Origin of the sequence: Paracoccus sp. SY (assembly GCF_002901215.1) — a bacterium.
In the GTDB taxonomy this organism is placed as follows: domain Bacteria; phylum Pseudomonadota; class Alphaproteobacteria; order Rhodobacterales; family Rhodobacteraceae; genus Paracoccus; species Paracoccus acridae.
Map to the genome: position 1 here is coordinate 70,714 of NZ_NWMQ01000009.1, position 23,029 is coordinate 93,742.

Here is a 23,029-nt window from a genome sequence, read left to right on the forward strand (position 1 = left end):
GTCCCTCAGACCTGCATGATTTCGGCTTGCTTGCCTTCAAGCGCCTGATCGACATTGGCGATCATCTTGTCGGTCAATTCCTGAACGGCGGTTTCCCAGAACTTCTGGTCGTCCTCGGGCATGCCATTGGCCTTGCCCTTCTTGATCTGGTCCATGCCGTCGCGGCGAACGTTGCGGATCGCGACGCGGGCGCTTTCGGCATATTGGGCGGCGACCTTGGTCAGCTCGCGGCGCCGTTCCTCGTTCAGTTCGGGGATCGGCAGCATGATGATGGTGCCGTTCGTCTGCGGGTTGATGCCCAGGCCGGATTCGCGCAGCGCCTTTTCGACCTTGCCGACCATGCCCTTGTCCCAGACGTTGATCGTGACCATGCGCGGTTCGGGGACGTTCACCGTGCCAAGCTGGTTGATCGGGGTCATCTGACCATAGGCCTCGACCTGCACCGGGTCGATCATCGAGGCCGAGGCGCGGCCCGTCCGCAGGCTGGAGAATTCGTGGCGCAGGCTGTCCATCGCCCCCTTCATCCGCCGTTCCAGATCGTCGATGTCGATTTCGATGTCCTCTGCCATGGGGAACTGCCTTTGCATTGAATTTTGATTGCTTGTAACGAGAGATGCATACCTTGGCAAAGACTTTGCCCCGCTTTCGGGCAAGCCTTCGCCAGCGCGTGCGGCCGGGTGGCGGCCTAGTTGTGGACCCTCGTATAGGTGCCGCGGCCTTCCAGGATGCCCCGGAACCCGCCCGGTTCGTCCAGCGAGAAGACGATGATCGGCAGGCGGTTGTCGCGGGCCAGCGCGATGGCCGACGCGTCCATCACGCCCAGGTGCTTTTGCAGCACCTCGTCATAGCTGACCTCGCCGTAACGCTTGGCGTCCGCGTGCTTCTTGGGATCCTTGTCATAGACGCCATCGACCTTGGTGCCCTTGAAGATCGCCTCGCAGTTCATCTCGTTCGCGCGCAGGGTCGCGGCGGTGTCGGTGGTGAAATAAGGGTTGCCGGTGCCCGCCGCGAAGATCACGATCCGCTTCTTTTCCAGGTGCCGGATGGCGCGGCGGCGGATGTATGGCTCGCAGACCTCGTCCATGCGGATGGCGCTGATGACGCGGCAATGCAGGCCCTTCGCCTCCAGCGCGGATTGCATGGCAAGCGCGTTCATCACCGTGGCCAGCATCCCCATATAGTCGGCGGTGGTCCGTTCCATCCCCTGGGCGCTGCCCTGCAGCCCACGGAAGATGTTGCCGCCGCCGATCACCATGCAGACCTCGACCCCCATCTTCTGGACCGATTCCACCTCGTCGGCGATGCGCGCCACGGTGGGGGGATGCAGGCCGTAACCCTGATCGCCCATCAGCGCCTCGCCCGAAATTTTCAGCATCACCCTGCCGTATTGCGCGGGTGCTGCGCCCTGATGATCGGTCATGTTGGTTCCTTCGTGTCCGCGCCGGTCGCTTTCATCGCGGCACAAAATGTCGCAAAAGGTGGGCGTGTTCAACCGCCCGAAAGATGCCTGCTTTGATCCCCTTGGACCAGATCGATCCCGCGCGCCACCTGCTGATCGCAGGCCCGACCGCCAGCGGCAAATCCGCGCTGGCGCTGGCGGTCGCGCAGGCCCAGGGCGGGCTTATCGTGAACGCCGACGCGCTGCAAATCTGGTCCTGCTGGCGGGTGCTGACTGCCCGTCCCGGCCCGGCCGAGGAAGCAGCCGCGCCCCATGCGCTGTATGGCCATGTCGCGCTAGGCGCGACCTATTCGGTGGGCGACTGGCTGCGAGAGGTGGCGGGGCTTCTGGACCGCCGCCTGATCGTGGTGGGCGGGACCGGCCTTTACCTGACGGCGCTGACGCAGGGGCTGGCCCCGGTTCCCCCCGTTCCCGCCGAGATCCGGGCGGAAGGGGATGCCCGACTGGCCCAGGAAGACGGTCTGGCGCGCATGGTGGCCGATCTTGACGCCCGGACACGCGCCGGCATCGACACCCGCAACCCTGCCCGCGTCCAACGCGCGTGGGAGGTCTGGACCGCAACGGGGCGGGGTTTGGCCGACTGGCAGGACGATACGCCACCGCCCCTGATCGCACCTGCGGATGCCCAGAAGATCCTTGTGATGGCCGACCGCGACTGGCTGGCCCGGCGAATCGCGGACCGCTTCCACATGATGATGCAACAGGGTGCCCTGGACGAGGTTCGGACCATGCTGCCCCACTGGGATCCTTCCCGGCAATGGGCGCGCGCCATCGGCGCACCCGAACTGGTGTCCCATCTGCGGGGGGAAATCGCCCTGAACACGGCCACCGAACGAGCGATCATCGCCACCCGGCAATATGCCAAGGCGCAGCGCATCTGGTTCAGAGGGCGGATGAAGGACTGGACGCATCTGCCTGCTGATGCAGGAAGCACAAGCGGGGATTGATCCTTACCCGGCCCGGTTGAATATGATCCGGATTTCGGCAATAATCCGCTTATGTGGTGATGTGTCAGGCGGTTTTTCATGTCGGCGTTCGGGCATTCGCGGTGGAATGGCTTTCCCTTCTCGGCCAGCCGGATCAGGACAGGGCGGCAGGACGCGGATGTGAACGCGGCATCCATCCCCAATGCCTCCGCCCCGCTTCCCACCGATCGCGCTGCGGCCCCCGTCTTGCCGGTGGCCACCCCGGCCGCCATGCAACCATTCCCGCGCGGCGGGCATCCCATCGGCCGCAGACAGGGGATACGGCTTCTGCCCCTTGCGGCTTTCGTCTGGGGCAACCGCGCCATGCCGCCGCAACCGCGCACGCGCCCCGACCATACCCTGATCTGGGTGACCGATGGCCGGGTGCAGCTTGATTTCCCGCGCGCCCACTTTGTCCTGCGTGCGGGGGATGTGCGCTACATTCCCGCGGGAACGGCCTTTGCCGCGATGCCTTCCGCCGGGTCGCACGGGCATGTCGCGCTGATATCGCCCAGCCTTGCCGCCGGGGCGGAACCGCCGTTGCCGGATCGGGGGCTGGCCGCGCAAGCCGGTTCCCATGCCGCGCAGCTGGAAGCGACCCTGCACGAACTTGCCGTCGAGGCTGGCAATCCCGATGCCGGAACGCTGTCGTGCCTGATCAACCTGCTGGCGCTGCGGCTGGGCCAGCTTCAGCCCGGCCGCGCCCCCGACATCCCCGAAACGGCGCCGCCCGATCTTCCGCTGATCGAGCGGTTTCTGGCCTTGGCAAGGCAGCGGCTGGGATCGACGCGATCGGTCCCCGAACTGGCCGCTGAACTGCACAGCACCACGGCGGTGCTGGACCAGGCCTGCCTGTCCGCGCGGGGCAAGCGGGCGGTCGAGCTGATCCACGACCTGCAACTGGAAAGCGCGGCGGACCTGTTGCGCAATACCGACCGGCCCCTGTCGCGCATCGCCGCCGATCTTGGCTATTCCAGCCAGGCCCATTTCATCCGCGCCTTCGTGGCCGCCACGGGGCGCAGCCCCGATGCCTTCCGCGCTCAGTCCCGCTGATCGGGCTGCCGGCCGCGAAAGCCGGTCGCGACGACGAATTTCTCGGATGAATCGCTGCGGCTGGCAGGCGGCTTGACGTTCGCGACCTTGTCGAAATTGCGCTTCAGCATTGCCTGCATCTCGGTTTCTGCCCCGCCCGCCAATACCTTGGCGACGAAAGTTCCACCGGGTTCGAGGATGTCGAAAGCCAAGGCCGCCGCAGCCTCGACCAGGGCCACGATGCGCAGGTGGTCGGTGCCCTTGTGGCCCGATGACGACGCCGCCATGTCCGACATCACCACATCGGCGGGACCGCCCAGCCATTCCTTGACCTTTTCGTCCGCGCCTTCGGACAGGAAATCAAGCTGGTGGATCTCGGCGCCCGCGATCGGATCGACCTCTTGCAGATCGACGCCCAGGACCTTGCCCACCGCCTTGCCGCCCTTTTCGCCAAGCGCATTCACGCGGTCCACGGCAACCTGGCACCAGCCGCCGGGCGCGCAGCCCAGGTCCACCACCCGCGCGCCGGGCACCAGGAAACGATACTTGTCGTCCAGTTCCAAGATCTTGTAGGCCGCGCGCCCGCGATACCCCTCGCGCTTGGCGCGGGCGACATAGGGGTCGTTCAACTGCCGTTCCAGCCACAGCTTGCTGGACAGCTTGCGGCCCTTGGCGGTCTTCACCCGCACCCGCAGGTCGCGCTGACCGCGCCCGCTGGATTTGCCCGCGCGGCTGGTGGGCGTCTTCGTCATCTCATGCCACTCCGTTCAGTCCTTCCGCAGCCAGCACCCCATCGCGCACCATCTGGGAATAAAGCAACCCCTCTCGCAGGCCGCGATCCGCCACCGACAGCTTGCTGGTCGGCCAGATCCGCATCAGGGTCTGCAGGATCGCCGCGCCCGACATGATCAGCGCGTGCCGTTCGCGCCCGATGCGCGGATCGGCACGGCGCCCGTCGGGACCAAGCTGCAGATAGGAATGGATCACCCGGTCGATCTGGTCGCTGGTCATTTCCAGCCCGTCCACCTTGGTCCGGTCATAGCGGCGCAGGCCCAGGAAGCTGGCCGCGACCGTGGTCACCGTCCCCGAGGTGCCGATGATCTGGAACCCTTCGTCAGGCGACCCTTGGGCATAGGGGGTAAAGCCCGACAGCATCTCCTCGAAATACCAGGACATCAGGGCGAAGCGGCCCTGGTCGTCCTCGACATCCGCGAACTGGTCGCGCAGCGTCGCCACACCCAGCGGAACGCTGATCCAGTCCACGACCCGCGCGCCGCCCGGCTGCGGATTGCCGAAACCGTCCGACAGCCGCATGATCGCGCGGGGGCGTTCCTTGGGCTCCACGTCCTCAAGGTCGATCCAGACCAGTTCGGTCGATCCGCCGCCGATATCGACGACCATCAGCGTCTCGGTCTTGTGGCTGACCAGCGGCGCGCAGGAAATCACGGCCAGCCGGGCTTCTTCCTCGGCGCCGATGGTTTCGATCTGCAGCCCGGTTTCGCGCCGGATGGTGCGCAGCAGATCGCGGCTGTTGCGCGCGCGGCGACAGGCCTCGGTCGCGACCAGGCGCATGTTGCGCACGCGATGCTGTTCCAGCTTGCGCCGGCAGACCTGCAAGGCATGGACCGTGCGCGCCATCGAACTGCGCGACAATCGCCCAGACGCTTCCAGCCCCTGGCCAAGCTGCACCGGCTTGGAGAAGCTGTCGATGACCTGGAACTGACTGCCCTTCGGTTGGGCAATCAGCATCCGGCACGAATTCGTGCCCAAGTCGAGGGCAGCATAAAGCGCCCCCTCCTCGGGTTGGCGGGCGGCGGACGGCTCTACCGCAGTTTTCGGGAACGCGTCCGCACCCGCAGGACGCTTGGGCGTCATGACAACACGCCCTCCGATATCAAGTTGAATAAAACGTAACGCGCGCCCCCTGCCCGATCAAGGGGCGGCGAAAGGGTGATTGCCCAGGGCGTGACAATCGGTTGATAAGTGACGCAAGTTTACGCGCGGAACATCATGCCGATAACCCTGCTGACCGGATCTGTCGCGCCCCTTGCCGGAAGCCCGGCAACAAGCGCCATCGCCAAGACCCCTGCCGCATCCCCCCTGTGGCTGGGGCCCGCCGGGTTGCAGGGCGACGCACAGGCCGACCGGCGGGTCCATGGCGGACCGGAAAAGGCCGTTCATCATTATCCCCTGGATCATTATACGGCCTGGCGCACCGACCTGGGCGCATTGCCCCTGCTGAACACGCCTGGTGCCTTTGGGGAAAATATCTCGGACCTCGGCATGACCGAGGACAGGGTGGCCGTGGGCGACATCTTCCGGCTGGGCGGCGCGCTGATCCAGGTCTCGCAGGGACGCCAGCCGTGCTGGAAGCTGAACCACCGCTTTGGCGTGCCGGACATGGCGCGGCGCGTGCAAGGGACGGGGCGGACGGGGTGGTATTATCGCGTGTTGCAGCCGGGCATGGTTGCACCGGGCGACGATCTGCAATTGATCGACCGGCTGGCCCCCGAATGGACGCTGCGCAGGCTGTGGCGGGCGATGTATGTGGACCGCCTGAACCGAGCCGAACTGGAAGGCATCGCCGCACTGGACGTGCTGGCCGAAGGCTGGCGGCGTCATGCCCGGAGCCGCCTGGACAGCGGCCGCGTCGAAGACTGGCGCCCCCGGTTGGAGGGCCGGTCGTGACGCCGCCGCTGGTGATCTCTGTCCAGAGCCAGGTCGTCCACGGCCATGTCGGCAATTCCGCCGCCGTCTTTCCCATGCAGGCGGCGGGGCTGGCGGTCGCGGCCATTCCCACGGTGATCTTTTCCAACACGCCCGACTATCCGACGCTGCGCGGCGCGCCGCTGCCGCCCGATCTGTTCGCCGACCTGCTGCTGGGGGCCGAGGAACGCGGGCTGCCGCAGCGCGCGGACTGGCTGATGACGGGCTATATCGGCTCGGTCGAGGTGGGGCGGCTGACCGCCGACTTCGTCGCCCGCTGCAAGGCGGCCAATCCGCGCCTGCGTTACCTGTGCGACCCGGTGATGGGCGATGACGGACCCGGCCTTTACGTCCCTGCGGAACTGGCGCGCATCATCGCGGACAGGCTGCTGCCCCTGGCCGATCTGGCGACGCCGAACACCTTTGAACTGGGCTTCCTGACCGGACAGCCCATCAGGGACATGGACGACTTGCAAGCCGCCGGGGCCCGTCTGCGCATGGCGCCCGGCGCCTCGCTGATCGCCACGGGCTGCGTGCTGGAGGACAGCCCGGCCGATCATCTGGAAAGCGTGATCCTTGGACCCGCCGGGGCAACGCGGCACCCGACGCGCCGCCTGCCTGTGGCCCTTCCCGGCACGGGCGATCTGTTCGCGGGGCTGATCGTGGCGTCCTTGGCCAAGGGCCGCGACCTGACCTTTGCGGTCGAGACGGCGCAGGATCTGACATCGGCGGCGCTTGCCCACGCCGGCCGCATCGGCGCCCGAGAGGTGGTGCTGTCCGACCCGGGCTTCCGCGCCGCCCTTCTGACCCTGTAAACCCAAGAGGACATGATGGACATTGGCAGCGACCTGCCCCAGGCAACGGTGGACCGCATCCGCGACAGCTTTGCCCGACAGGGGCTGATGTCCCTGCTGGGCGCTGAACTGGGCCAGATCAAGGCGGGCCTGGTGACGATCCGCCTGCCCTTCCGGCAGGAACTGACCCAGCAGCACGGCTATTTCCACGCGGGCGGGACCGCATCCATCGCGGATTCGGCAGGCGGTTATGCAGGCTTCACGCTGTTTCCCGAAAACACGTCGGTCCTGACGGTCGAATTCAAGCTGAACCTTGTGAACCCCGCCCAAGGCGACTGGCTGGAGGCGGAGGGCCGCGTCATCAAGCCGGGCCGCACCCTGACGATCTGTCAGCTTGATGTCTGGGGCGTTACCCCCGAACGCCGCACCCATGTGGCAACAGGACTTCAAACGCTGATCCTTGTTCAGGACAAGCCCGCCTGACCCCGGCGTGACAACCACATGCCGTTAGCGTAAACAGCCGAAAACACGGATTTGCGGGAAGGATCGCGCATGGAACAGGCACGGATCGGGCTGATCGGCTTGGGAACGATGGGATCGGCGCTGGCGCTGAACATCGCGGAAAAAGGCTTTCCCATCGCGGTCTGGAACCGCACCACCCAGGTGACGCGGGATTTCGCGGCAAGCGCGGGCGAACTGGCGCCGCGGATCGTGCCGGCGGAAACCCTGGCCGACCTGGTGGCCGCCATCGCACCGCCACGCGCGATCATCCTCATGGTGCCTGCGGGCCAGCCGGTCGATGACCAGCTTGCCGCCTTGGCACCCTTGCTGGATGCCGATGATCTGGTGATCGACGCGGGCAATGCCGATTTCCACGACACCAACCGCCGCAATGCCGCCCGCCTGCCCTTTCGCTTCCTCGGCATGGGCGTGTCGGGCGGAGAGGAAGGGGCGCGCCACGGTCCCGCCATCATGGGCGGGGGCGACGCCGCCGATTGGGACCGCGTGGCCGATGTGATGACCGCCATCGCCGCGCGGGCCGAAGACGGCACCCCCTGCGCCGCCCGGATGGGCGATGCGGGCGCGGGACATTTCGTCAAGATGGTCCACAACGGCATCGAATACGCCGACATGCAGATGATCGCCGAGGTTTATGGCCTGCTGCGCGACGGCATGGGCATGGATGCCGCCGCGATCTCGGGCATCTTTGCCCGGTGGAACGGGGGCGTCCTGAAATCCTATCTGGTCGAGATTTCGGCGGCCGTGACCGCTGCCATCGACCCCCATACCGGCAAGCCGATGGTGGACGTGATCCTGGATCGCGCAGGCCAGAAGGGCACCGGCCGCTGGACCGCGATCGAGGCGCAGCACCTGTCCGCCCCCATCCCCGTGATCGAGGCCGCGGTGATGGCACGCAACGTCTCGGCCCGTCTGGACGAACGGCTGGCGGGCCAGGCGCTGTTCGGCCCGGCCCCGCAGCCCTGTTCCCTGCCGCCCGAGGTTCTGGAACAGGCGCTGATCGCGGGCAAGATCCTCTGCTATGCCCAGGGCTTCGCGATGATCGCGGCGGCGTCGGAACGATTCGGCTGGACGCTGGATCTGCCCGAGATCGCGCGGGTCTGGCGCGCGGGCTGCATCATCCGGTCCGCCATGCTGAACGACATGGCATCGGCCCTGGCCGAGGATCCAACCCGCAACCTGATCATGGCGCCCTTCTTCGCCGACCTGATCAGGGCCGCCATGCCGGCCCTGCGGCAGGTCGTGTCCCAGGGTGCGGCGGCCGGGCACGCGCTGCCTGCCTTGGCGTCGGGGTTGATGTGGTTCGACCTGATGCGAACCGGGCGCGGAACGGCCAACATGATCCAGGCGCAGCGCGACTTCTTCGGCGCGCATGGCTTCCAGCGCCTGGACGGCATCGACGATCCGCATGGTCCCTGGGGCGGGATCGCATAAGCAAAACGGGGCAGCGCGATGCTGCCCCCCTTCGTGGAAAAGCCGGGTCGCCTACTGGCGCACTTCGCCGGTGGCGGGATCCACGCGGATCTCGACCTCGCGGTTTTCGGCGTTGTGATACTCGACCTCCCAATAGCCGTCGTCGTCCCAAGACACATCGGTGATGTGGCCCAGTTCGCCCGCCAGGTCGGTTTCAAGCTTGGTCACCAACTGCGACAAGGGCATCGAGCCTTCGGGCGGGGTATCCTGCGCCATCAGCGCGGTGGGGGCGGCAATCAGCGTGGCCAGGGCAATCATGCGAATCGTCATGGGTAAACTCCTTGCGTTGCGGGACCCAACGACTTGTCCTGCCCGGGGTTCCGGGGTCTTGCGGCGGGCAAGGCGCGGTCCTATATTCGACCTGTCCGGGGCAACTCGGACTATGGACATAAACGCGCATGGAATAAGCGGATCGGACCCGGGGGCGGTACCCGGCGACTCCACCAGATCACCCTCGTTGGGGGGCCTTGGGGTCGAAACAGGATCGACGAACGTCTAAAGATGTTTGCTTTGTCTCGGTGAGCCACCACCGTTATCGGTGCAAAATGTACAGTTGCCAACGACAACCGTGCTCCGGTTGCTCTGGCTGCGTAAGCAGTTCGAGTGATCGAAACCTAAGCCCTTGCGCCTAGCAGCGTAAGGCGGGGCCCGCAGGAGCCTGGCAACAGAATCCTGCACCTCCAACCCATTATTTCCCCTGCTTCCCATCCGTCCCGTGAAGCTGCGCGTGTTTCTTGCCCATGCGCGGGACGCCCCCCTTTTCATCGTCCGTCATATGCCTATGCTGGCCCGAAATCGAAGGGGACGGGCATGGCGCGATCGGGAATCGACTATGGCGGAATGATGCATCGCGCGATGCAGGCTTTGATCGCGGATGTGCTGGAACGCGTCGCCGAACACGGTCTGCCGGGCGATCATCATTTCTTCATCACCTTCGACACGCGCGACGAAGGCGTCGAGATGGCCGACTGGCTGCGCGAACGTTACCCCGAGGAAATGACCATTGTCATCCAGCACTGGTTCGACAATCTGACCGTGGACGACGAAGGTTTCACCGTCACCCTGAACTTCGGCAACTCTCCCGAACCGCTGCGCATCCCCTTTGACGCGCTGCGCACCTTTGTCGATCCGTCCGTCGAATTCGGCCTGCGCTTCGAAACGCAGGAATCCGACGATGATGAGGAGGATGACGAAGACGGTGAAGACGGCGACGACAATCCCGACGGTGCCCCGAATGGCGGCGGCGAGGTCGTGCAACTGGACCGCTGGCGGAAATAGCAAAAAGGGGCGCCTGAAGCGCCCCTGTTTCACACCATCATTTCCTTTGTCGCGGTCAGCCGCAATTCAGGATGATCGCGGCTGACGCGGTCGATGTCCCATTGCAGACGGGTCAGATAGACCATGTCGCCGTCATGGTCCTGGGCGATATGGCCCTTGTTGACCTGGACAAAGGCATCGACCTTGTCCTTGGGTCCTGCAACCCAGCGGGCGCTGGTAAACTGGGACGCCTCGAAGCGGACGGGGATGCCGTATTCGATCTCGATCCGGCTGGCCAGGACCTCGAACTGCAGGGCGCCCACGACGCCGACGATGAAGCCGGAGCCGATCATCGGCTTGAAGACCTTGGCCGCGCCTTCCTCGGCGAATTGCATCAGCGCCTTTTCCAGGTGTTTGGCCTTCATCGGATCGGTCGCCCGCACCGATTGCAGCAGTTCCGGCGCGAATGACGGGATGCCGGTGAAGCGCAGCGCCTCGCCTTCGGTCAGGGCGTCGCCGATGCGAAGCTGGCCGTGGTTCGGGATGCCGATGATGTCGCCGGCCCAAGCCTCCTCAGCCAGTTCGCGGTCAGCGGCCAGGAACAGCACCGGGTTCGTCACCGCCATCGGCTTTTTCGACCGCACATGGGTCAGCTTCATCCCGCGTTCGAAATGCCCGCTGGCAAGGCGCACGAAAGCCACCCGGTCGCGGTGCTTGGGATCCATGTTGGCCTGCACCTTGAAGACAAAGCCGGTCACCGGCTTCTCCTCGGGCGCGATCTCGCGATCCGCGGCGTTCTGGGGCTGCGGCTGGGGGCCGAATTCGCCGATGCCGACCATCAGTTCCTTGACGCCGAAGCTGTTGATCGCGCTGCCGAACCAGATCGGCGTCATGTGCCCTTCCAGGAAGGCCTTGCGGTCGAAGGCGGGCAGCAGCTCGCGCGCCATCTCGACCTCCTCGCGCAGCTTTTCAAGCTGGTCCGCAGGGATCTGCTCGGCCAGCTTGGGATCGTCCAACCCGCTGATCTTGATCGAGTCGGCCACCCGGTTGCGGTCGGCCCGGTCCATCAGTTCCAGCCGGTCATGCAGCAGGTCATAGCAGCCCAGGAAATCGCGGCCCGATCCGATCGGCCAGCTTGCAGGCGCCACGTCGATGGCAAGGTTTTCCTGGATCTCGTCGATGATCTCGAAGGTGTCGCGGCTTTCGCGGTCCATCTTGTTGCAGAAGGTCAGGATCGGCAGGTCGCGCATCCGGCAGACCTCGAACAGCTTGCGGGTCTGCGATTCGACGCCCTTGGCCCCGTCGATTACCATGATCGCCGCGTCCACGGCGGTCAGCGTGCGATAGGTGTCTTCCGAAAAGTCGCTGTGGCCCGGCGTATCGACCAGATTGAAGCGATAGCGGTCGAAGTCGAAGGACATCGCGGACGCGCTGACCGAGATCCCCCGGTCCTGTTCCATCTTCATGAAGTCCGACCGCGTGCGCCGTGCCTCGCCCTTGGCGCGCACCTGCCCGGCCATCTGGATCGCCCCGCCGAACAGCAGGAACTTTTCGGTCAGCGTGGTCTTGCCGGCATCCGGGTGCGCGATGATCGCGAAGGTGCGGCGGCGGGCGATTTCGGGGGGAAGATCGGGGCGGTTTGTCATGGGCGGCCTGTAGCCTGCGAAACGGAAATGCGCAATCGCCAAGGGCTTTGCGGCATGGTCGGAGGCATTCTGGAAGATGGTGCTGTGAGAGAGGATTGAACTCTCGACCTCACCCTTACCAAGGGTGTGCTCTACCACTGAGCTACCACAGCATCTTGAGGGGGCGTTTAGACAAAGCGGCGGCCCCGCGCAAGGGGGGTCGGCGGAAAAATCCGACCTGGCGTTCCTGTCACCTTTGCTGGACTGCGCGTGCAACCAAGGCTAACAGGATGCGGATGAGCGACCGGCCCGACGACAGCAAGAAGCAGAACAGCCGCGACGAACGGCTGCGTGCTGCCCTGCGCGCCAACCTGCAACGCCGCAAGGCACAGGCGCGCGCGCGGGCGGTCGATGACGCGGACGGGCCGCAGGACAGCGGTACAGGCAAGGACGACAGCTAGATGGACCAGATCATCGTTCGCGGGAACGGCCCGCTTCAGGGCGAAATCCCGATTGCGGGGGCCAAGAACGCCTGCCTGACGCTGATGCCCGCGACGCTGCTGACCGACCAGCCGCTGACGCTGACCAATGCGCCGCGCCTGTCGGACGTCCGCACCATGACCGCCCTGCTGCAAAGCCTGGGGGCCGAGGCCGCCAGCCTGCAGGACGGCCAGGTCCTTGCCATGTCCAGCCACGCGCTGACCAGCCACCGCGCCGATTACGACATCGTGCGCAAGATGCGCGCATCCATCCTGGTGCTGGGTCCGATGCTGGCCCGCGATGGCCGGGCCAAGGTGTCGCTGCCCGGCGGCTGCGCCATCGGCGCGCGGCCCGTGGACCTGCACCTGAAGGCGTTGGAGGCGATGGGCGCGGAACTGGATCTGCGGGAAGGCTATGTCCATGCCAAGGCCCCGATGGGCGGGCTGCGCGGGGCGGTGGTCGATTTCCCGCTGGTTTCCGTCGGCGCGACCGAGAACGCGCTGATGGCCGCGACGCTTGCCAAGGGCACGACCGTCCTGAAGAACGCCGCACGAGAGCCCGAGATCGTGGACCTGGCCCGCTGCCTGCGCGCCATGGGCGCCCAGATCGAGGGCGAAGGCACCAGCACCATCACTATCCAGGGCGTCGATGCCCTGCACGGCGCGACCCATCCCGTCGTGACCGACCGGATCGAGCTTGGCACCTATATGCTGGCCCCCGCCATCTGCGGCGGAGAGGTCGAGTGCCTGGGCGGCCGGATCGAGCTTCTGTCGGCTTTCTGCGAAAAGCTGGACGAGGCCGGGATCGACGTCACCGAAACCGCGCGCGGGATCAAGGTCAGCCGCAGGAACGGCATCCGCGCCGTCAATGTCACGACCGAACCCTTCCCCGGCTTCCCGACGGATCTTCAGGCGCAGTTCATGGCGCTGATGTGCGTGGCCGAAGGCACCAGCGTGCTGGAGGAGACGATCTTCGAGAACCGCTTCATGCACGCCCCCGAACTGACCCGCATGGGCGCAAGGATCGAGGTTCACGGCGGCCATGCAACCGTGACCGGGGTTGACGGGTTGCGGGGTGCGCCGGTGATGGCCACGGACCTGCGCGCCTCGGTCAGCCTGATCCTTGCGGGGCTTGCCGCCGAAGGCCAGACCACGGTCAGCCGGGTTTATCACCTTGACCGGGGCTATGAACATGTCGTGCGCAAGCTGCGCGGCGTGGGAGCCCATATCGAACGCGTGAAAGAGGAATAAGCCATGCCACAGGACGCCCGCTTTGCCGATGCCGATCCCGCGCCCCTGGCGCTGATGGCCGAGGACGAGCAGGATCTGCGCATCCTCTCGGCCTTGCTGCAGGACGCGATCCTGCCTGCGTCCGAGATGTCCTATGACCACCGCGGGCGGTCCTTGGCCTTGTTGCTGAACCGGTTCCGCTGGGAAGACGCCGAACAGGCCGCATCCGAGGGGCGCGATTATGAACGCGTCCGGTCGGTCCTGCTGATCCGCGACGTGCAGCGGGTCCTGTCGGACGGGATCAGCCGGGATGCCGACACCGTCCTGGAACTGCTGGCGATGGTCTGGCAGTCGGGCGAGGACGGCACGGGGCGGCTGTTGCTGGAATTCGCGGGCGACGGCACCCTGGTGGCCGAGGTCGAATGCATCAACATAGACCTTCGCGACGTGACGCGGCCCTATCGCGCCGTGTCCGGCAAGGCACCCGTCCATCCCGACTGAAGCGCGGCTTGAGGCGCCGCCGGCTTGCGGCTAACAAGGCGTGACGCCAGGGGAAAGACCATGCCGGTAACGCTTCACACATCGCAGCCCGACTTCGAATCCCGCTTCGCCGACATGCTGTCGGCCAAGCGCGAGGATTCGACCGATGTGAATGACGCGGTGGCCGCGATCATCGCCGATGTGCGCAAGCGGGGCGATGCCGCGCTGTGCGACCTGACCCGCCGCTTCGACAGGCTGGATCTTCCCGCCGACCGCCTGCGCTTCTCGCCCGAGGAGATCGCGGCCCAGGTGGCCCATGTCCCGGCCCAGGACCGCGCGGCCCTGACGCTGGCCGCCGACCGCATCCGCGCCTATCACGAACGCCAGATGCCCCAGGACGCCAGCTGGACCGACCCCCAGGGCGCGACCCTGGGCTGGCGGTGGACGCCGGTTTCGGCAGCGGGGCTGTATGTGCCGGGGGGCCAGGCCGCCTATCCTTCATCCGTCCTGATGAACGCCATCCCGGCGCGGGTCGCGGGGGTGGAACGGCTGGTGATCTGCGTGCCGACGCCGGGGGGTCACATCAACCCGCTGGTGCTGCTGGCCGCGCAACTGTCGGGCGTGACGGAGATCTATCGCATCGGCGGCGCGCAGGCCGTGGCGGCGATGGCCTATGGCACCGACACGATCGCGCCGGTGGACAAGATCACCGGGCCGGGCAACGCCTATGTCGCCGCCGCCAAGCGGCAGGTCTTTGGCCGCGTGGGCATCGACATGATCGCCGGCCCGTCCGAGGTTCTGGTCATCGCCCAGGGAGACCAGCATCCCGACTGGCTGGCGCTGGACCTTCTGGCGCAGGCCGAACATGACGCGGATGCCCAGTCGATCCTGATCACCACCGACGCGGCCCTGGGCCATGCGGTCGCGGGCGCGGTGGACCGCATCCTGCCCACCCTGCCCCGCGCCGCCATCGCCGGGGCAAGCTGGCGCGACTATGGCACCATCATCGTGGTGCGCGACCTGGACGAGGCGGCAACCCTGTCGAACCGCATCGCGCCCGAACATCTGGAACTGTGCGTGGACGACCCCGAGGCCCTAGCCACGAAATGCGTCCATGCGGGCGCGATCTTCCTGGGACCGCACACGCCCGAAGCCGTGGGCGACTACGTCAGCGGACCCAACCACGTCCTGCCCACAGCGCGGTCGGCGCGCTTCTCCTCGGGGCTGTCGGTGCTGGATTTCCTGAAGCGCACGACCATGGCCCGCCTGACGCCGGGCGCGCTGAACGCCGTGGGCCACGCCGCCATGCGGCTGGCCGCAGCCGAGGGCCTGCAGGCGCATGGCGAATCCATCCGCGTCCGGCTGGAGCAGCTGAACGAAAGGGCGCCGGAATGACCCGGATCATCCATATCCAGATCGACGATTCCCAGGCGCCGCCCGCCACCCCTGAAATGGAGCAGGAGCGCCGCGTCGCGATCTTCGACCTGATCGAGGACAACAGCTTCACCGTGCCGGGGCGCGACGGCCAGCCCGCGTCGCAGGGACCGTTCAAGCTGGACCTGTGCATCCGCGAGCGCCGGCTGGTTTTCGACCTGGCGGGCGAAGGGGGCGAAAAGGTGGCCGAATTCCACCTGTCGCTGGGGCCGTTCAGGCAGGTGACCAAGGATTACTTCCAGATCTGCCAAAGCTATTTCGATGCGGTGAAACGCCTGCCCCCCGCCCAGATCGAGGCGATAGACATGGCCCGGCGCGGCATCCACAACGAAGGCGCGCGGACCTTGCAGGAACGGCTGGAAGGCAAGGCTGAACTGGACATCGACACCGCCCGGCGCCTGTTCACCCTGATCTGCGCCCTGGTGCCCCAAGGCTGACGATGACGCAGAACACGATCCCTGCCTCGGTCCTGTTCTGTTGTGATCACAACTCCATCCGGTCGCCCATTGCCGAAGGCATGATGAAGAAATTCTATGGCCGGGCGGCCTATGTGCAATCGGCGGGCGTCAAGAACGACATGGAGGTGGACGGCTTCGCCATCGCCGTGTGCGACGAAATCGGCATCAGGATCGAAAACCACCGCAGCCGCAGCTTCGAGGAAATGAAGAACTGGGGGGACGATCTGGGCGGCTTCGACCTGATCGTCGCGCTGTCCCCGGCCAGCCAGAGGCAGGCCCTGGAACTGACCCGCGTGTTCCATCTGGACGTCGAATACTGGCCCATCATGGATCCCACCGGCCTGGCAGAAGGGCGCGAAGCTAGGCTGGCCGTCTATCGCCAGACGCGCGACCAGATCAAGGCCCGGATGATCGAACGCTTCGGCCCGCCCATCCTGCCGGACACCCAGGATGCCGACCCCTTGTGACCCGATGAAAAAACCGCGCCAGCCCATCAAGGGCGGCGCGGCAGTTTGGCAATCCTGATGGGGTAAGATCAGCGACGCCAGTTCGCAGGCACGTCCCAGATCGGACGGGCGATTTCGGTCGCGACATCGTCGCGGGTCAGTCCGACGTCTCGCAATTGTTCGTCGCTGAGATATGCAAGATCCAGGCGCGAGCGACGCAGGCTCAGCATGGTGATGATGCGCTTGCCCCAGGACGGGCGCGGAGAATGGCCGTGCCCGGCAACAAAGGGAAGCGAAGCGGCTGTCTTGGTGAACATCGTTCGTCTCCGGTGATGAAAAGCATCACCTGACGTGATGCCTTAGGGTTTTTCAATTTCCATGATTGATAGATAGCGCAGCTTCTTGTATCTTTGAAACGAATGTTTTTGATCCTTTTCATCAAGGAACATGAATGATGCGGAACCTCGACATCTCTACCCTGCGCTCGCTTCAGGCGGTGGCCGAATATGGTGCCGTCACCCGCGCGGCCGAGGCGCTGAACATGACGCAAAGCGCGCTGTCGATGCAGATCAAGCGGCTGGACGACCTGTTCGGCGAATCGATGCTGCAAAAGCAGGGCCGCGGCGTGGTGCTGACGGATTTTGCGACCGAACTGTTGATCGAGGCGCGCAAGCTGGTGGCCTTGAACGATTCAATCGTGTCCCGCTTTACCGGCGAACGGCCCGATTCCAGGTTGCGCGTCGGGCTGACCAGCGACTGGCTGTTCACCAAGGTGGCGCAGGCTGTGCGCGCCTTTCGCCAGGCCAATCCGCGGATCGAATTGATCATCAACGATGGCCGCAGCAAGGACCTGCGCCAGCAGATGAAGCGTGGCGAGCATGACGTCATCCTGACCACGGAATTCGAGACGCCGCCGGGTGCGATCCATCTGGCCAAGGTGGATCTGGCCTGGTTCGGCGCGATCGGCGGCAATGCCTGGACCCAGCGCCCGCTGCCTTTGGCGAATTCGCCGCATTGCGCCTATTATCCGGTGGGGCTGACGGCCCTGGACCGGGCGGGCATCGAATGGGTGCAGGCCGTGGCCGACGGCGGCAGCGATACATGGCGGGTCAGCGCGGCGGCCGACCTGGGCATCACCATCCTGCCGCGCGGCATCGCGCAGGCGGGGCTGGGGCCGGTGGAACATGGCGGGGCGCTGCCGCCCCTGCCGCCCACATGGCTGAACGTCTATGTCGCCGACGGTCCGGCGCGGCGCGAAGCGGCCGAGTTTGCGGGATATCTCCGACGGGCCGTCTGCGAAGTGGCCGCCATGGCGGCGTGACGGCTGACCCGCACGTTGGCGGATCAGCCGGCTTTCTTCAGGCCTTGGCCTTTTGACGACGGCGAATCACGCCCATGGCGCCAATCCCCGCACCCAGCAGCAGCGCACTGGCCGGCAGCGGGACAGCGGAAGGATCGACCGGCGGCGTGATGATCACGTCGCCGATCTTGGCGCCGGCAAAGGCCATGGCGCTATCGAACGCGGCATCGTTCCAGTTGGTCACCCCGAACTGCAACGTATAGGTGCCTGCCTCGGTGATGGCATAGGTCGATTTGACCCATCCCGTCGCGCCGCATCCCTGGCCTATGGCCTGATAGCAGGTGCCGCTGCTACCACCCAGCACGTCCCAGGTCGTCGCACCGTCCTGGATATCGACGGACACGGGATCCAGCGTGGCCGCCGGTGCAGGCATTCCAAAGCCCGGAACGCTGGACCCCGACGGCGTGGTGCGTGCCGTGAACAGCAGGGCGACCTCATCGCTGGTCGTGGCATCCAGAAGCCTGGACCAGCCGTAATCCGCAAAGCCGGCACCGTCGCTGGTTACATAGTTGAAATAGAATTCCAACACGTCGCCCACGGCGGCGGTAAAGGCCGCTGTGATGACATTGCTGCCATTCGTGGGGTTGCCCGATCCGCCCACGCCCGGCAGCGAACCGCCGCCCGTCACGCCGCCGGATGTCGAAACATAATAATAGCCGGGCCCTTGGGCAGGAGGCGCCGACACGACGCCGTTGGGATCGCCGGTGCCGGCATTGCCTTCTGCCGTCCAGCCGGACGGCAGGGTGGCGGCATGTGCCCCGAAGGCCAGCAAGGCGGTCGCAGCTGCCGTTGCAAAAAAGGTTCTGATCATCACTTAAAACTCCACCATCGAAAGAGTCGTCGCAACATCGGTTGCGCTTGGATAAATAACAGATTTCCAGATAACTAAAAATTTATTCTTTCGTCTAAGGCGATTATCAATTTCCAGGTGCCGATCGGAAGAACTGCTCTACTGCGAATTGCGCCGGTCCCAGCCGGGCGGGACACTTGATCCCGCTGCCGAAGTGGGACACACAGACTGGCGTTCTCAAGAGGATGACCATGACCCGGATCGACGACACCTTTCAGCGCCTTCAGGCCCAGGGGCGCAAGGCCTTCGTGACCTATATCATGGCCTCGGATCCCGACGACGCGACGACGCTGGACATCATGCGCGGCCTGCCGGAAGCCGGGGTGGACATCATCGAACTGGGGATGCCCTTCACCGACCCGATGGCCGACGGCCCGACCATCCAGTCCGCCGGGCAGCGCGCGCTTGCCGCCGGGGGCAGCGTCTCGCGGACGCTGGCGATCCTGCAAGAATTCCGCAAGACCGACAACACCACGCCCGTCGTGCTGATGGGCTATTACAACCCGATCTATGCCCGCACCGGCGGGGTCGAGCGTTTCCTGGCCGACGCCAAGGAGGCAGGCGTGGACGGGCTGATCGTCGTGGACCTTCCGCCCGAGGAAGACGACGAATTGTGCATTCCCGCCCAACGCGCGGGCCTGAACTTCATCCGCCTTGCCACGCCCACGACCGACGACCGGCGCCTGCCCGCAGTGGTCAAGAACACCTCGGGCTTCGTCTATTATGTCAGCGTGACCGGCATCACCGGCGGCCCCGCCGCCAATGCCGCCGAAGTCGCCCCCGAGGTTGCGCGCATCCGCAAGGCGGCGAATCTGCCGGTCGTCGTGGGCTTCGGCATCTCGACCCCCGAGGCGGCCGAGACGATCGCAAGCGTGGCGGACGGCTGCGTGGTGGGCAGCGCCATCGTCAAGAAGATCGGCGAAGGCCGCCCGGTCCCCGAGGTGCTGGACTTCGTGCGCGACCTGGCCGCCGGGGCGCATCGCGGCTGATGGTCCTGCTGCGCGGTGCCCGGCAGGAAGACGTTCCCGCCATCGCGGCGATCTGGAACCCGATCATCCGGGACACGGTGATCACCTTCTGGCCGACCGAGCGCAGCGAGGCCGAAATCGCCGCCCTGGTCCGCGACCGCCAGTCCGACGGTCGCCCCTTCATGGTGGCCGAGGCTGGCGGCGACATCCTGGGCTTCGCGACCTACAGCCAGTTCCGCAATGGCGGCGGCTATGCTCGCAGCATGGAACACACGATCTATCTTGCACCCCAGGCCCGTAACAGCGGGACGGGCAGGCTGTTGCTGACAGCCTTGGAAGATCACGCCCGCACCTGCGGACACCGGCTGATGGTCGGCGGGATCACGGCTTCCAACGAAGGCTCACTGCGCTTCCACGCGCGGGCAGGATATCGAGAATGGGGCCGCATCCCCTGCGCCGGATGGAAATTCGGTGCCTTCCACGACCTGATCCTGATGGGCAAGGATCTGGACAAAAGCGAACAAACCGCGACACCCTGACACTACCCATGCGCGTTGTTAGGGGATAACCTGAAGGCATGGACATGCGCGCGACCGATACCCCCTGCCCCAGCCTGCCGAAGCCACGCAGCTTCTGGCAGCGCATCGGCGACCGTTTGGCGGCCTTTCTGGGCAGCGCCAAGCCGGCGATTCCGCCTGAACGATCCGTGGCCTTCACCATCGCCGTGATCGCCCTTGGCGCCAAACTTGCCAAATCCGACGGCGACGTTGCCCGGTCCGAGGTCGCGGCCTTCCGCCGCGTCTTCATCATCCCCCGGGCCGAGGAAAAGAACGCGGCCCGCGTCTTCGACCTGGCCCGCCAGGACGTCGCGGGCTTCGACGCCTGGGCACGCCGCATCGCCGCCATGTTCCCGGCAGGCGATCCGGTTCTGGCCGACGTCATCGAAGGCCTGTGCATCATCGCCGTGGCCGACGGCGGGATGCACGAGAACGAGATCCTGTTCATCGACGAGGTGGGCCGCATCTTCGGCCTGCCCGCCGAACGCGTGGCCGCGATCCGCCTGCGCCATGACCGCCAGACCGACTGCCCGCCCTGCGACGTGCTGGGGATCCCGCTGGACACCCCCATGCCCGAGGCACGCAAGCGGTTCCGCGCCCTGATCCTGGAATCCCATCCCGACCGCGCCATCGCCCGCGGCCTGCCGCCCGAGGCCGTGCGCCTGGCCGAGGCCCGCACCCGCCGCCTGAACGAGGCGTGGGAGAAGTTCCGGCAGATGCGTCGCGGATCGGTTCCTCAGCCGGCCGAGTGATCCGCGGCCCTTGCCGCGCCGGGTGCCAGCGACTAGGTTCGCCCTGACCCTGCGACGGACCCCGTGATGCCCCAAGACGCTGCACCTGTCTATCAGGTCCTGGCCCGAAAGTACCGGCCCGAGACCTTCGCCGACCTTGTCGGCCAGGACGCGATGGTGCGCACCCTGAAGAACGCCTTTGCCGCCGACCGGATCGCGCAGGCCTTCATCATGACGGGTATCCGGGGCACCGGAAAGACCACCACCGCGCGCATCATCGCCAAGGGCATGAACTGCATCGGTCCCGACGGCCAGGGCGGTCCCACGACCGAACCTTGCGGCGCCTGCGAACATTGCGTGGCGATCAGCGAAGGCCGCCATGTCGATGTGCTGGAAATGGACGCCGCGTCGCGCACCGGCGTGAACGACATCCGCGAGATCATCGAAAGCGTGCATTACCGGGCGGCTTCGGCGCGCTACAAGATCTATATCATCGACGAAGTCCACATGCTGTCCACAAGCGCCTTCAACGCGCTGCTGAAGACGCTTGAGGAACCGCCCCCCCATGTGAAGTTCATCTTCGCCACCACCGAGATCCGCAAGGTGCCGGTCACGGTCCTGTCGCGCTGCCAGCGCTTCGACCTGCGCCGGATCGAGCCCGAGGTGATGATCGCCCTTTTGCGCCGCATCGCCACGGCCGAGGGCGCGCAGATCACCGATGACGCGCTTGCGCTGATCACCCGCGCGGCGGAAGGCAGCGCCCGCGATGCGACCAGCCTGCTGGACCAGGCGATCAGCCATGGCGCGGGGGAAACCACCGCCGAACAGGTCCGCGCGATGCTGGGCCTTGCCGACCGTGGCCGCGTCATCGACCTGTTCGAGATGATCCTGCGCGGCGACGCGGCTTCGGCGCTGACCGAATTGCAGTCGCAATATGCCGACGGCGCGGACCCGGTGGCCGTGCTGCGCGACCTGGCCGAGATCACGCACTGGATTTCGGTGGTGAAGATCACGCCGGACGCGGGCGAGGATCCGACCATCGCGCCCGACGAACGCGCGCGCGGCCGGGAATTGGCCGAGAAGCTGGCGATGCGGGTGCTGACCCGGCTTTGGCAGATGCTTCTGAAGGCGCTGGAGGAAGTGTCGGCGGCGCCGAACGCCATGATGGCTGCGGAAATGGCGATCATCCGCCTGACCCACGTGGCCGACCTGCCCGACCCCGAGGCACTGATCCGCCGCGTCCAGCAGGCGCAGGCGGCGGGTGATTTCGCGCGCCAGGGCGTCCCAGCCGCACCCTCGCAGGCCCCCCGCGCGGCACGTCCCGCGCCGGTGATCGCGCAGCGGTCGGGCGCGGCGACGGCGCTTGCCGTCAGCCCCGACGCCTTCGCGGCTTGGCCCGACTTCGCCTCGGTCCTGGAACTGATCCGGCGGATGGGCGACATGCTTCTGCTGGTGCAGGTGGAACGGCATGTGGGTCTTGTCCGCTACAGCCCCGGCCGGATCGAGTTCGAGCCGAAGGGCAACGCGCCCCGCGATCTGGCGCAGAAGCTGGCCGAACGCCTGCGCGGCTGGACGGGCGGGCAGCGTTGGGCTGTCACCGTCACGAACGACGGCGGCGCACCGACCATTGCCGAACAGCAGGCGGCGGAACAGCGCGAACGCGAGGAACGGGCCATGCAACTGCCCATCGTGCAGCAGGTGCTGGCGACATTTCCCGGCGCGAAACTGCGCGACGTGCGGCGCGTTGCCCCCGAGGTCGAGGCGGTCGAGGCGGAAGGCGCGGCCAACCCGCACGAGCTGACCCAAGGCCCCGTGGCCGAGGTCGAGGAATGGGATCCCTTCGAGGACGAGGAATAGAGACATGATCAAGGGTTTGGGCGGCTTTGGCGACATGGCCAAGATGATGAAGGCCGCAAAGGACATGCAGGACCGGATGGCTCAGGTGCAGGCCAGCCTGGACACGATCACCGTGACCGGCGAATCCGGCGCGGGCCTGGTCAAGGCCACCGCCACCGCCAAGGGCGAATTGACCGCGCTTGACATCGACCCGTCGATCTTCGTGCCCACGGAAAAGGAAGTGGTCGAGGATCTGATCCTGGCCGCGATCAAGGACGCGCAGCGCAAGGCGCAGGACAGGATGCAGTCCGAAATGGCCCGCGTGACGCAGGAACTTGGCCTGCCCGCCGACATGAAGCTGCCCTTCTGA

27 protein-coding genes, 1 tRNA gene and 1 other RNA gene are annotated in these 23,029 nt (G+C 66.1%); 20 read left to right on the plus strand and 9 right to left on the minus strand.

Annotation, left to right across the window (positions count from 1 at the left end):
• Positions 1 to 5: 5 nt before the first annotated feature.
• Together frr and pyrH are read right to left on the minus strand one after the other, a co-directional pair.
• A complete protein-coding gene (gene frr, locus CK944_RS09590; RefSeq protein ID WP_103172839.1) occupies positions 6 to 569 on the minus strand; it encodes a ribosome recycling factor in 564 nt (187 codons plus the stop codon).
• 116 nt (positions 570 to 685) lie between these two features.
• On the minus strand, positions 686 to 1,420 hold the full coding sequence (gene pyrH / locus CK944_RS09595) for a UMP kinase (protein ID WP_103172840.1): 735 nt from the start codon (positions 1,418 to 1,420) through the stop codon (positions 686 to 688).
• An 83-nt stretch (positions 1,421 to 1,503) separates the two neighbouring features.
• Between pyrH and miaA the strand changes: the two genes are divergently transcribed.
• Together miaA and CK944_RS09605 are read left to right on the plus strand one after the other, a co-directional pair.
• Complete coding sequence (miaA, locus tag CK944_RS09600) at positions 1,504 to 2,406, plus strand: tRNA (adenosine(37)-N6)-dimethylallyltransferase MiaA (protein ID WP_103172841.1); 903 nt, start codon at positions 1,504 to 1,506, stop codon at positions 2,404 to 2,406.
• 78 nt (positions 2,407 to 2,484) lie between these two features.
• On the plus strand, positions 2,485 to 3,477 hold the full coding sequence (locus CK944_RS09605) for an AraC family transcriptional regulator (RefSeq protein ID WP_103172842.1): 993 nt from the start codon (positions 2,485 to 2,487) through the stop codon (positions 3,475 to 3,477).
• On the opposite strand, the gene CK944_RS09610 is transcribed toward CK944_RS09605, so the two are convergent.
• Both CK944_RS09610 and CK944_RS09615 read right to left on the minus strand, forming a co-directional pair.
• Positions 3,465 to 4,208, minus strand: a complete 744-nt coding sequence (locus tag CK944_RS09610; protein WP_103172843.1) for an RlmE family RNA methyltransferase — start codon at positions 4,206 to 4,208, stop codon at positions 3,465 to 3,467. The genes CK944_RS09605 and CK944_RS09610 overlap by 13 nt on opposite strands.
• Before the next feature lies 1 nt (position 4,209).
• Positions 4,210 to 5,331: a Ppx/GppA phosphatase family protein gene (locus CK944_RS09615; RefSeq protein ID WP_103172844.1), complete on the minus strand. Its 1,122-nt coding sequence runs from the start codon at positions 5,329 to 5,331 to the stop codon at positions 4,210 to 4,212.
• Positions 5,332 to 5,463: 132 nt separating this feature from the next.
• On the opposite strand from CK944_RS09615, the gene CK944_RS23990 reads away from it, so the two are divergent.
• The 4 genes from CK944_RS23990 (at position 5,464) to gndA (ending at position 8,909) form a co-directional block, all read left to right on the plus strand.
• A complete protein-coding gene (locus tag CK944_RS23990; RefSeq protein WP_239986030.1) occupies positions 5,464 to 6,144 on the plus strand; it encodes an MOSC domain-containing protein in 681 nt (226 codons plus the stop codon).
• Positions 6,141 to 6,977 (plus strand): pyridoxal kinase, encoded by an 837-nt coding sequence (pdxY, locus tag CK944_RS09625; protein WP_239986024.1) that lies wholly within the window; start codon positions 6,141 to 6,143, stop codon positions 6,975 to 6,977. The genes CK944_RS23990 and pdxY overlap by 4 nt, the downstream gene beginning before the upstream one ends.
• Positions 6,978 to 6,989: 12 nt before the next feature.
• The gene (locus CK944_RS09630; protein WP_239986025.1) at positions 6,990 to 7,439 is read left to right on the plus strand and encodes a PaaI family thioesterase; all 450 of its coding nucleotides are present in this window, start codon (positions 6,990 to 6,992) and stop codon (positions 7,437 to 7,439) included.
• A gap of 69 nt (positions 7,440 to 7,508) precedes the next feature.
• Complete coding sequence (gndA, locus tag CK944_RS09635) at positions 7,509 to 8,909, plus strand: NADP-dependent phosphogluconate dehydrogenase (protein WP_103172847.1); 1,401 nt, start codon at positions 7,509 to 7,511, stop codon at positions 8,907 to 8,909.
• A gap of 51 nt (positions 8,910 to 8,960) precedes the next feature.
• Here the strand turns inward: gndA and CK944_RS09640 are convergent, their stop codons facing one another.
• Entirely contained in the window at positions 8,961 to 9,218 is a 258-nt protein-coding gene (locus CK944_RS09640; RefSeq protein ID WP_103172848.1) for a PepSY domain-containing protein, read from the minus strand.
• Positions 9,219 to 9,272: 54 nt separating this feature from the next.
• On the opposite strand from CK944_RS09640, the gene ssrA reads away from it, so the two are divergent.
• Positions 9,273 to 9,627: a transfer-messenger RNA gene (ssrA, locus tag CK944_RS09645) on the plus strand.
• A 131-nt stretch (positions 9,628 to 9,758) separates the two neighbouring features.
• Positions 9,759 to 10,226, plus strand: coding sequence for an SspB family protein (locus tag CK944_RS09650; RefSeq protein ID WP_103172849.1), 468 nt, complete (start codon positions 9,759 to 9,761; stop codon positions 10,224 to 10,226).
• Between the two features lie 29 nt (positions 10,227 to 10,255).
• On the opposite strand, the gene CK944_RS09655 is transcribed toward CK944_RS09650, so the two are convergent.
• Positions 10,256 to 11,851 (minus strand): peptide chain release factor 3, encoded by a 1,596-nt coding sequence (locus tag CK944_RS09655; protein WP_103172850.1) that lies wholly within the window; start codon positions 11,849 to 11,851, stop codon positions 10,256 to 10,258.
• A 77-nt stretch (positions 11,852 to 11,928) separates the two neighbouring features.
• Positions 11,929 to 12,003: transfer RNA gene (locus CK944_RS09660), tRNA-Thr, on the minus strand.
• A 123-nt stretch (positions 12,004 to 12,126) separates the two neighbouring features.
• Between CK944_RS09660 and CK944_RS23620 the strand changes: the two genes are divergently transcribed.
• Genes CK944_RS23620 through CK944_RS09685 form a run of 6 tightly spaced genes read left to right on the plus strand, consistent with a single transcriptional unit; the run spans position 12,127 to position 16,378 of the window.
• A complete protein-coding gene (locus CK944_RS23620) occupies positions 12,127 to 12,291 on the plus strand; it encodes a hypothetical protein (protein WP_192877747.1) in 165 nt (54 codons plus the stop codon).
• The gene (murA, locus tag CK944_RS09665; RefSeq protein WP_103172851.1) at positions 12,292 to 13,560 is read left to right on the plus strand and encodes a UDP-N-acetylglucosamine 1-carboxyvinyltransferase; all 1,269 of its coding nucleotides are present in this window, start codon (positions 12,292 to 12,294) and stop codon (positions 13,558 to 13,560) included.
• Between the two features lie 3 nt (positions 13,561 to 13,563).
• Positions 13,564 to 14,040 (plus strand): DUF2948 family protein, encoded by a 477-nt coding sequence (locus tag CK944_RS09670; RefSeq protein ID WP_103172852.1) that lies wholly within the window; start codon positions 13,564 to 13,566, stop codon positions 14,038 to 14,040.
• A 60-nt stretch (positions 14,041 to 14,100) separates the two neighbouring features.
• Entirely contained in the window at positions 14,101 to 15,414 is a 1,314-nt protein-coding gene (hisD, locus tag CK944_RS09675) for a histidinol dehydrogenase (protein ID WP_103172853.1), read from the plus strand.
• Entirely contained in the window at positions 15,411 to 15,890 is a 480-nt protein-coding gene (locus CK944_RS09680; RefSeq protein WP_103172854.1) for a UPF0262 family protein, read from the plus strand. The genes hisD and CK944_RS09680 overlap by 4 nt, the downstream gene beginning before the upstream one ends.
• A gap of 2 nt (positions 15,891 to 15,892) precedes the next feature.
• Positions 15,893 to 16,378 (plus strand): low molecular weight phosphatase family protein, encoded by a 486-nt coding sequence (locus CK944_RS09685; RefSeq protein ID WP_192877748.1) that lies wholly within the window; start codon positions 15,893 to 15,895, stop codon positions 16,376 to 16,378.
• A 68-nt stretch (positions 16,379 to 16,446) separates the two neighbouring features.
• Here the strand turns inward: CK944_RS09685 and CK944_RS09690 are convergent, their stop codons facing one another.
• Entirely contained in the window at positions 16,447 to 16,674 is a 228-nt protein-coding gene (locus tag CK944_RS09690) for a DUF1127 domain-containing protein (RefSeq protein ID WP_103172856.1), read from the minus strand.
• Between the two features lie 134 nt (positions 16,675 to 16,808).
• Here CK944_RS09690 and CK944_RS09695 point away from each other — a divergent pair, with 134 nt between their 5' ends.
• Entirely contained in the window at positions 16,809 to 17,678 is an 870-nt protein-coding gene (locus tag CK944_RS09695) for a LysR family transcriptional regulator (protein WP_103172857.1), read from the plus strand.
• 37 nt (positions 17,679 to 17,715) lie between these two features.
• On the opposite strand, the gene CK944_RS09700 is transcribed toward CK944_RS09695, so the two are convergent.
• Positions 17,716 to 18,528, minus strand: a complete 813-nt coding sequence (locus tag CK944_RS09700) for an NF038132 family protein (RefSeq protein ID WP_192877749.1) — start codon at positions 18,526 to 18,528, stop codon at positions 17,716 to 17,718.
• Positions 18,529 to 18,758: 230 nt separating this feature from the next.
• Between CK944_RS09700 and trpA the strand changes: the two genes are divergently transcribed.
• The 5 genes from trpA to CK944_RS09725 all read left to right on the plus strand — a co-directional run bounded on the left by trpA (position 18,759) and on the right by CK944_RS09725 (position 23,029).
• A complete protein-coding gene (gene trpA / locus CK944_RS09705) occupies positions 18,759 to 19,556 on the plus strand; it encodes a tryptophan synthase subunit alpha (RefSeq protein ID WP_103172918.1) in 798 nt (265 codons plus the stop codon).
• The gene (locus tag CK944_RS09710) at positions 19,556 to 20,074 is read left to right on the plus strand and encodes a GNAT family N-acetyltransferase (protein ID WP_192877750.1); all 519 of its coding nucleotides are present in this window, start codon (positions 19,556 to 19,558) and stop codon (positions 20,072 to 20,074) included. Before trpA ends, CK944_RS09710 begins: the two co-directional genes overlap by 1 nt.
• Before the next feature lie 44 nt (positions 20,075 to 20,118).
• On the plus strand, positions 20,119 to 20,844 hold the full coding sequence (locus tag CK944_RS09715; protein WP_229665038.1) for a molecular chaperone DjiA: 726 nt from the start codon (positions 20,119 to 20,121) through the stop codon (positions 20,842 to 20,844).
• A gap of 66 nt (positions 20,845 to 20,910) precedes the next feature.
• Entirely contained in the window at positions 20,911 to 22,680 is a 1,770-nt protein-coding gene (locus CK944_RS09720; RefSeq protein ID WP_103172859.1) for a DNA polymerase III subunit gamma/tau, read from the plus strand.
• Positions 22,681 to 22,684: 4 nt separating this feature from the next.
• Entirely contained in the window at positions 22,685 to 23,029 is a 345-nt protein-coding gene (locus CK944_RS09725) for a YbaB/EbfC family nucleoid-associated protein (protein ID WP_103172860.1), read from the plus strand.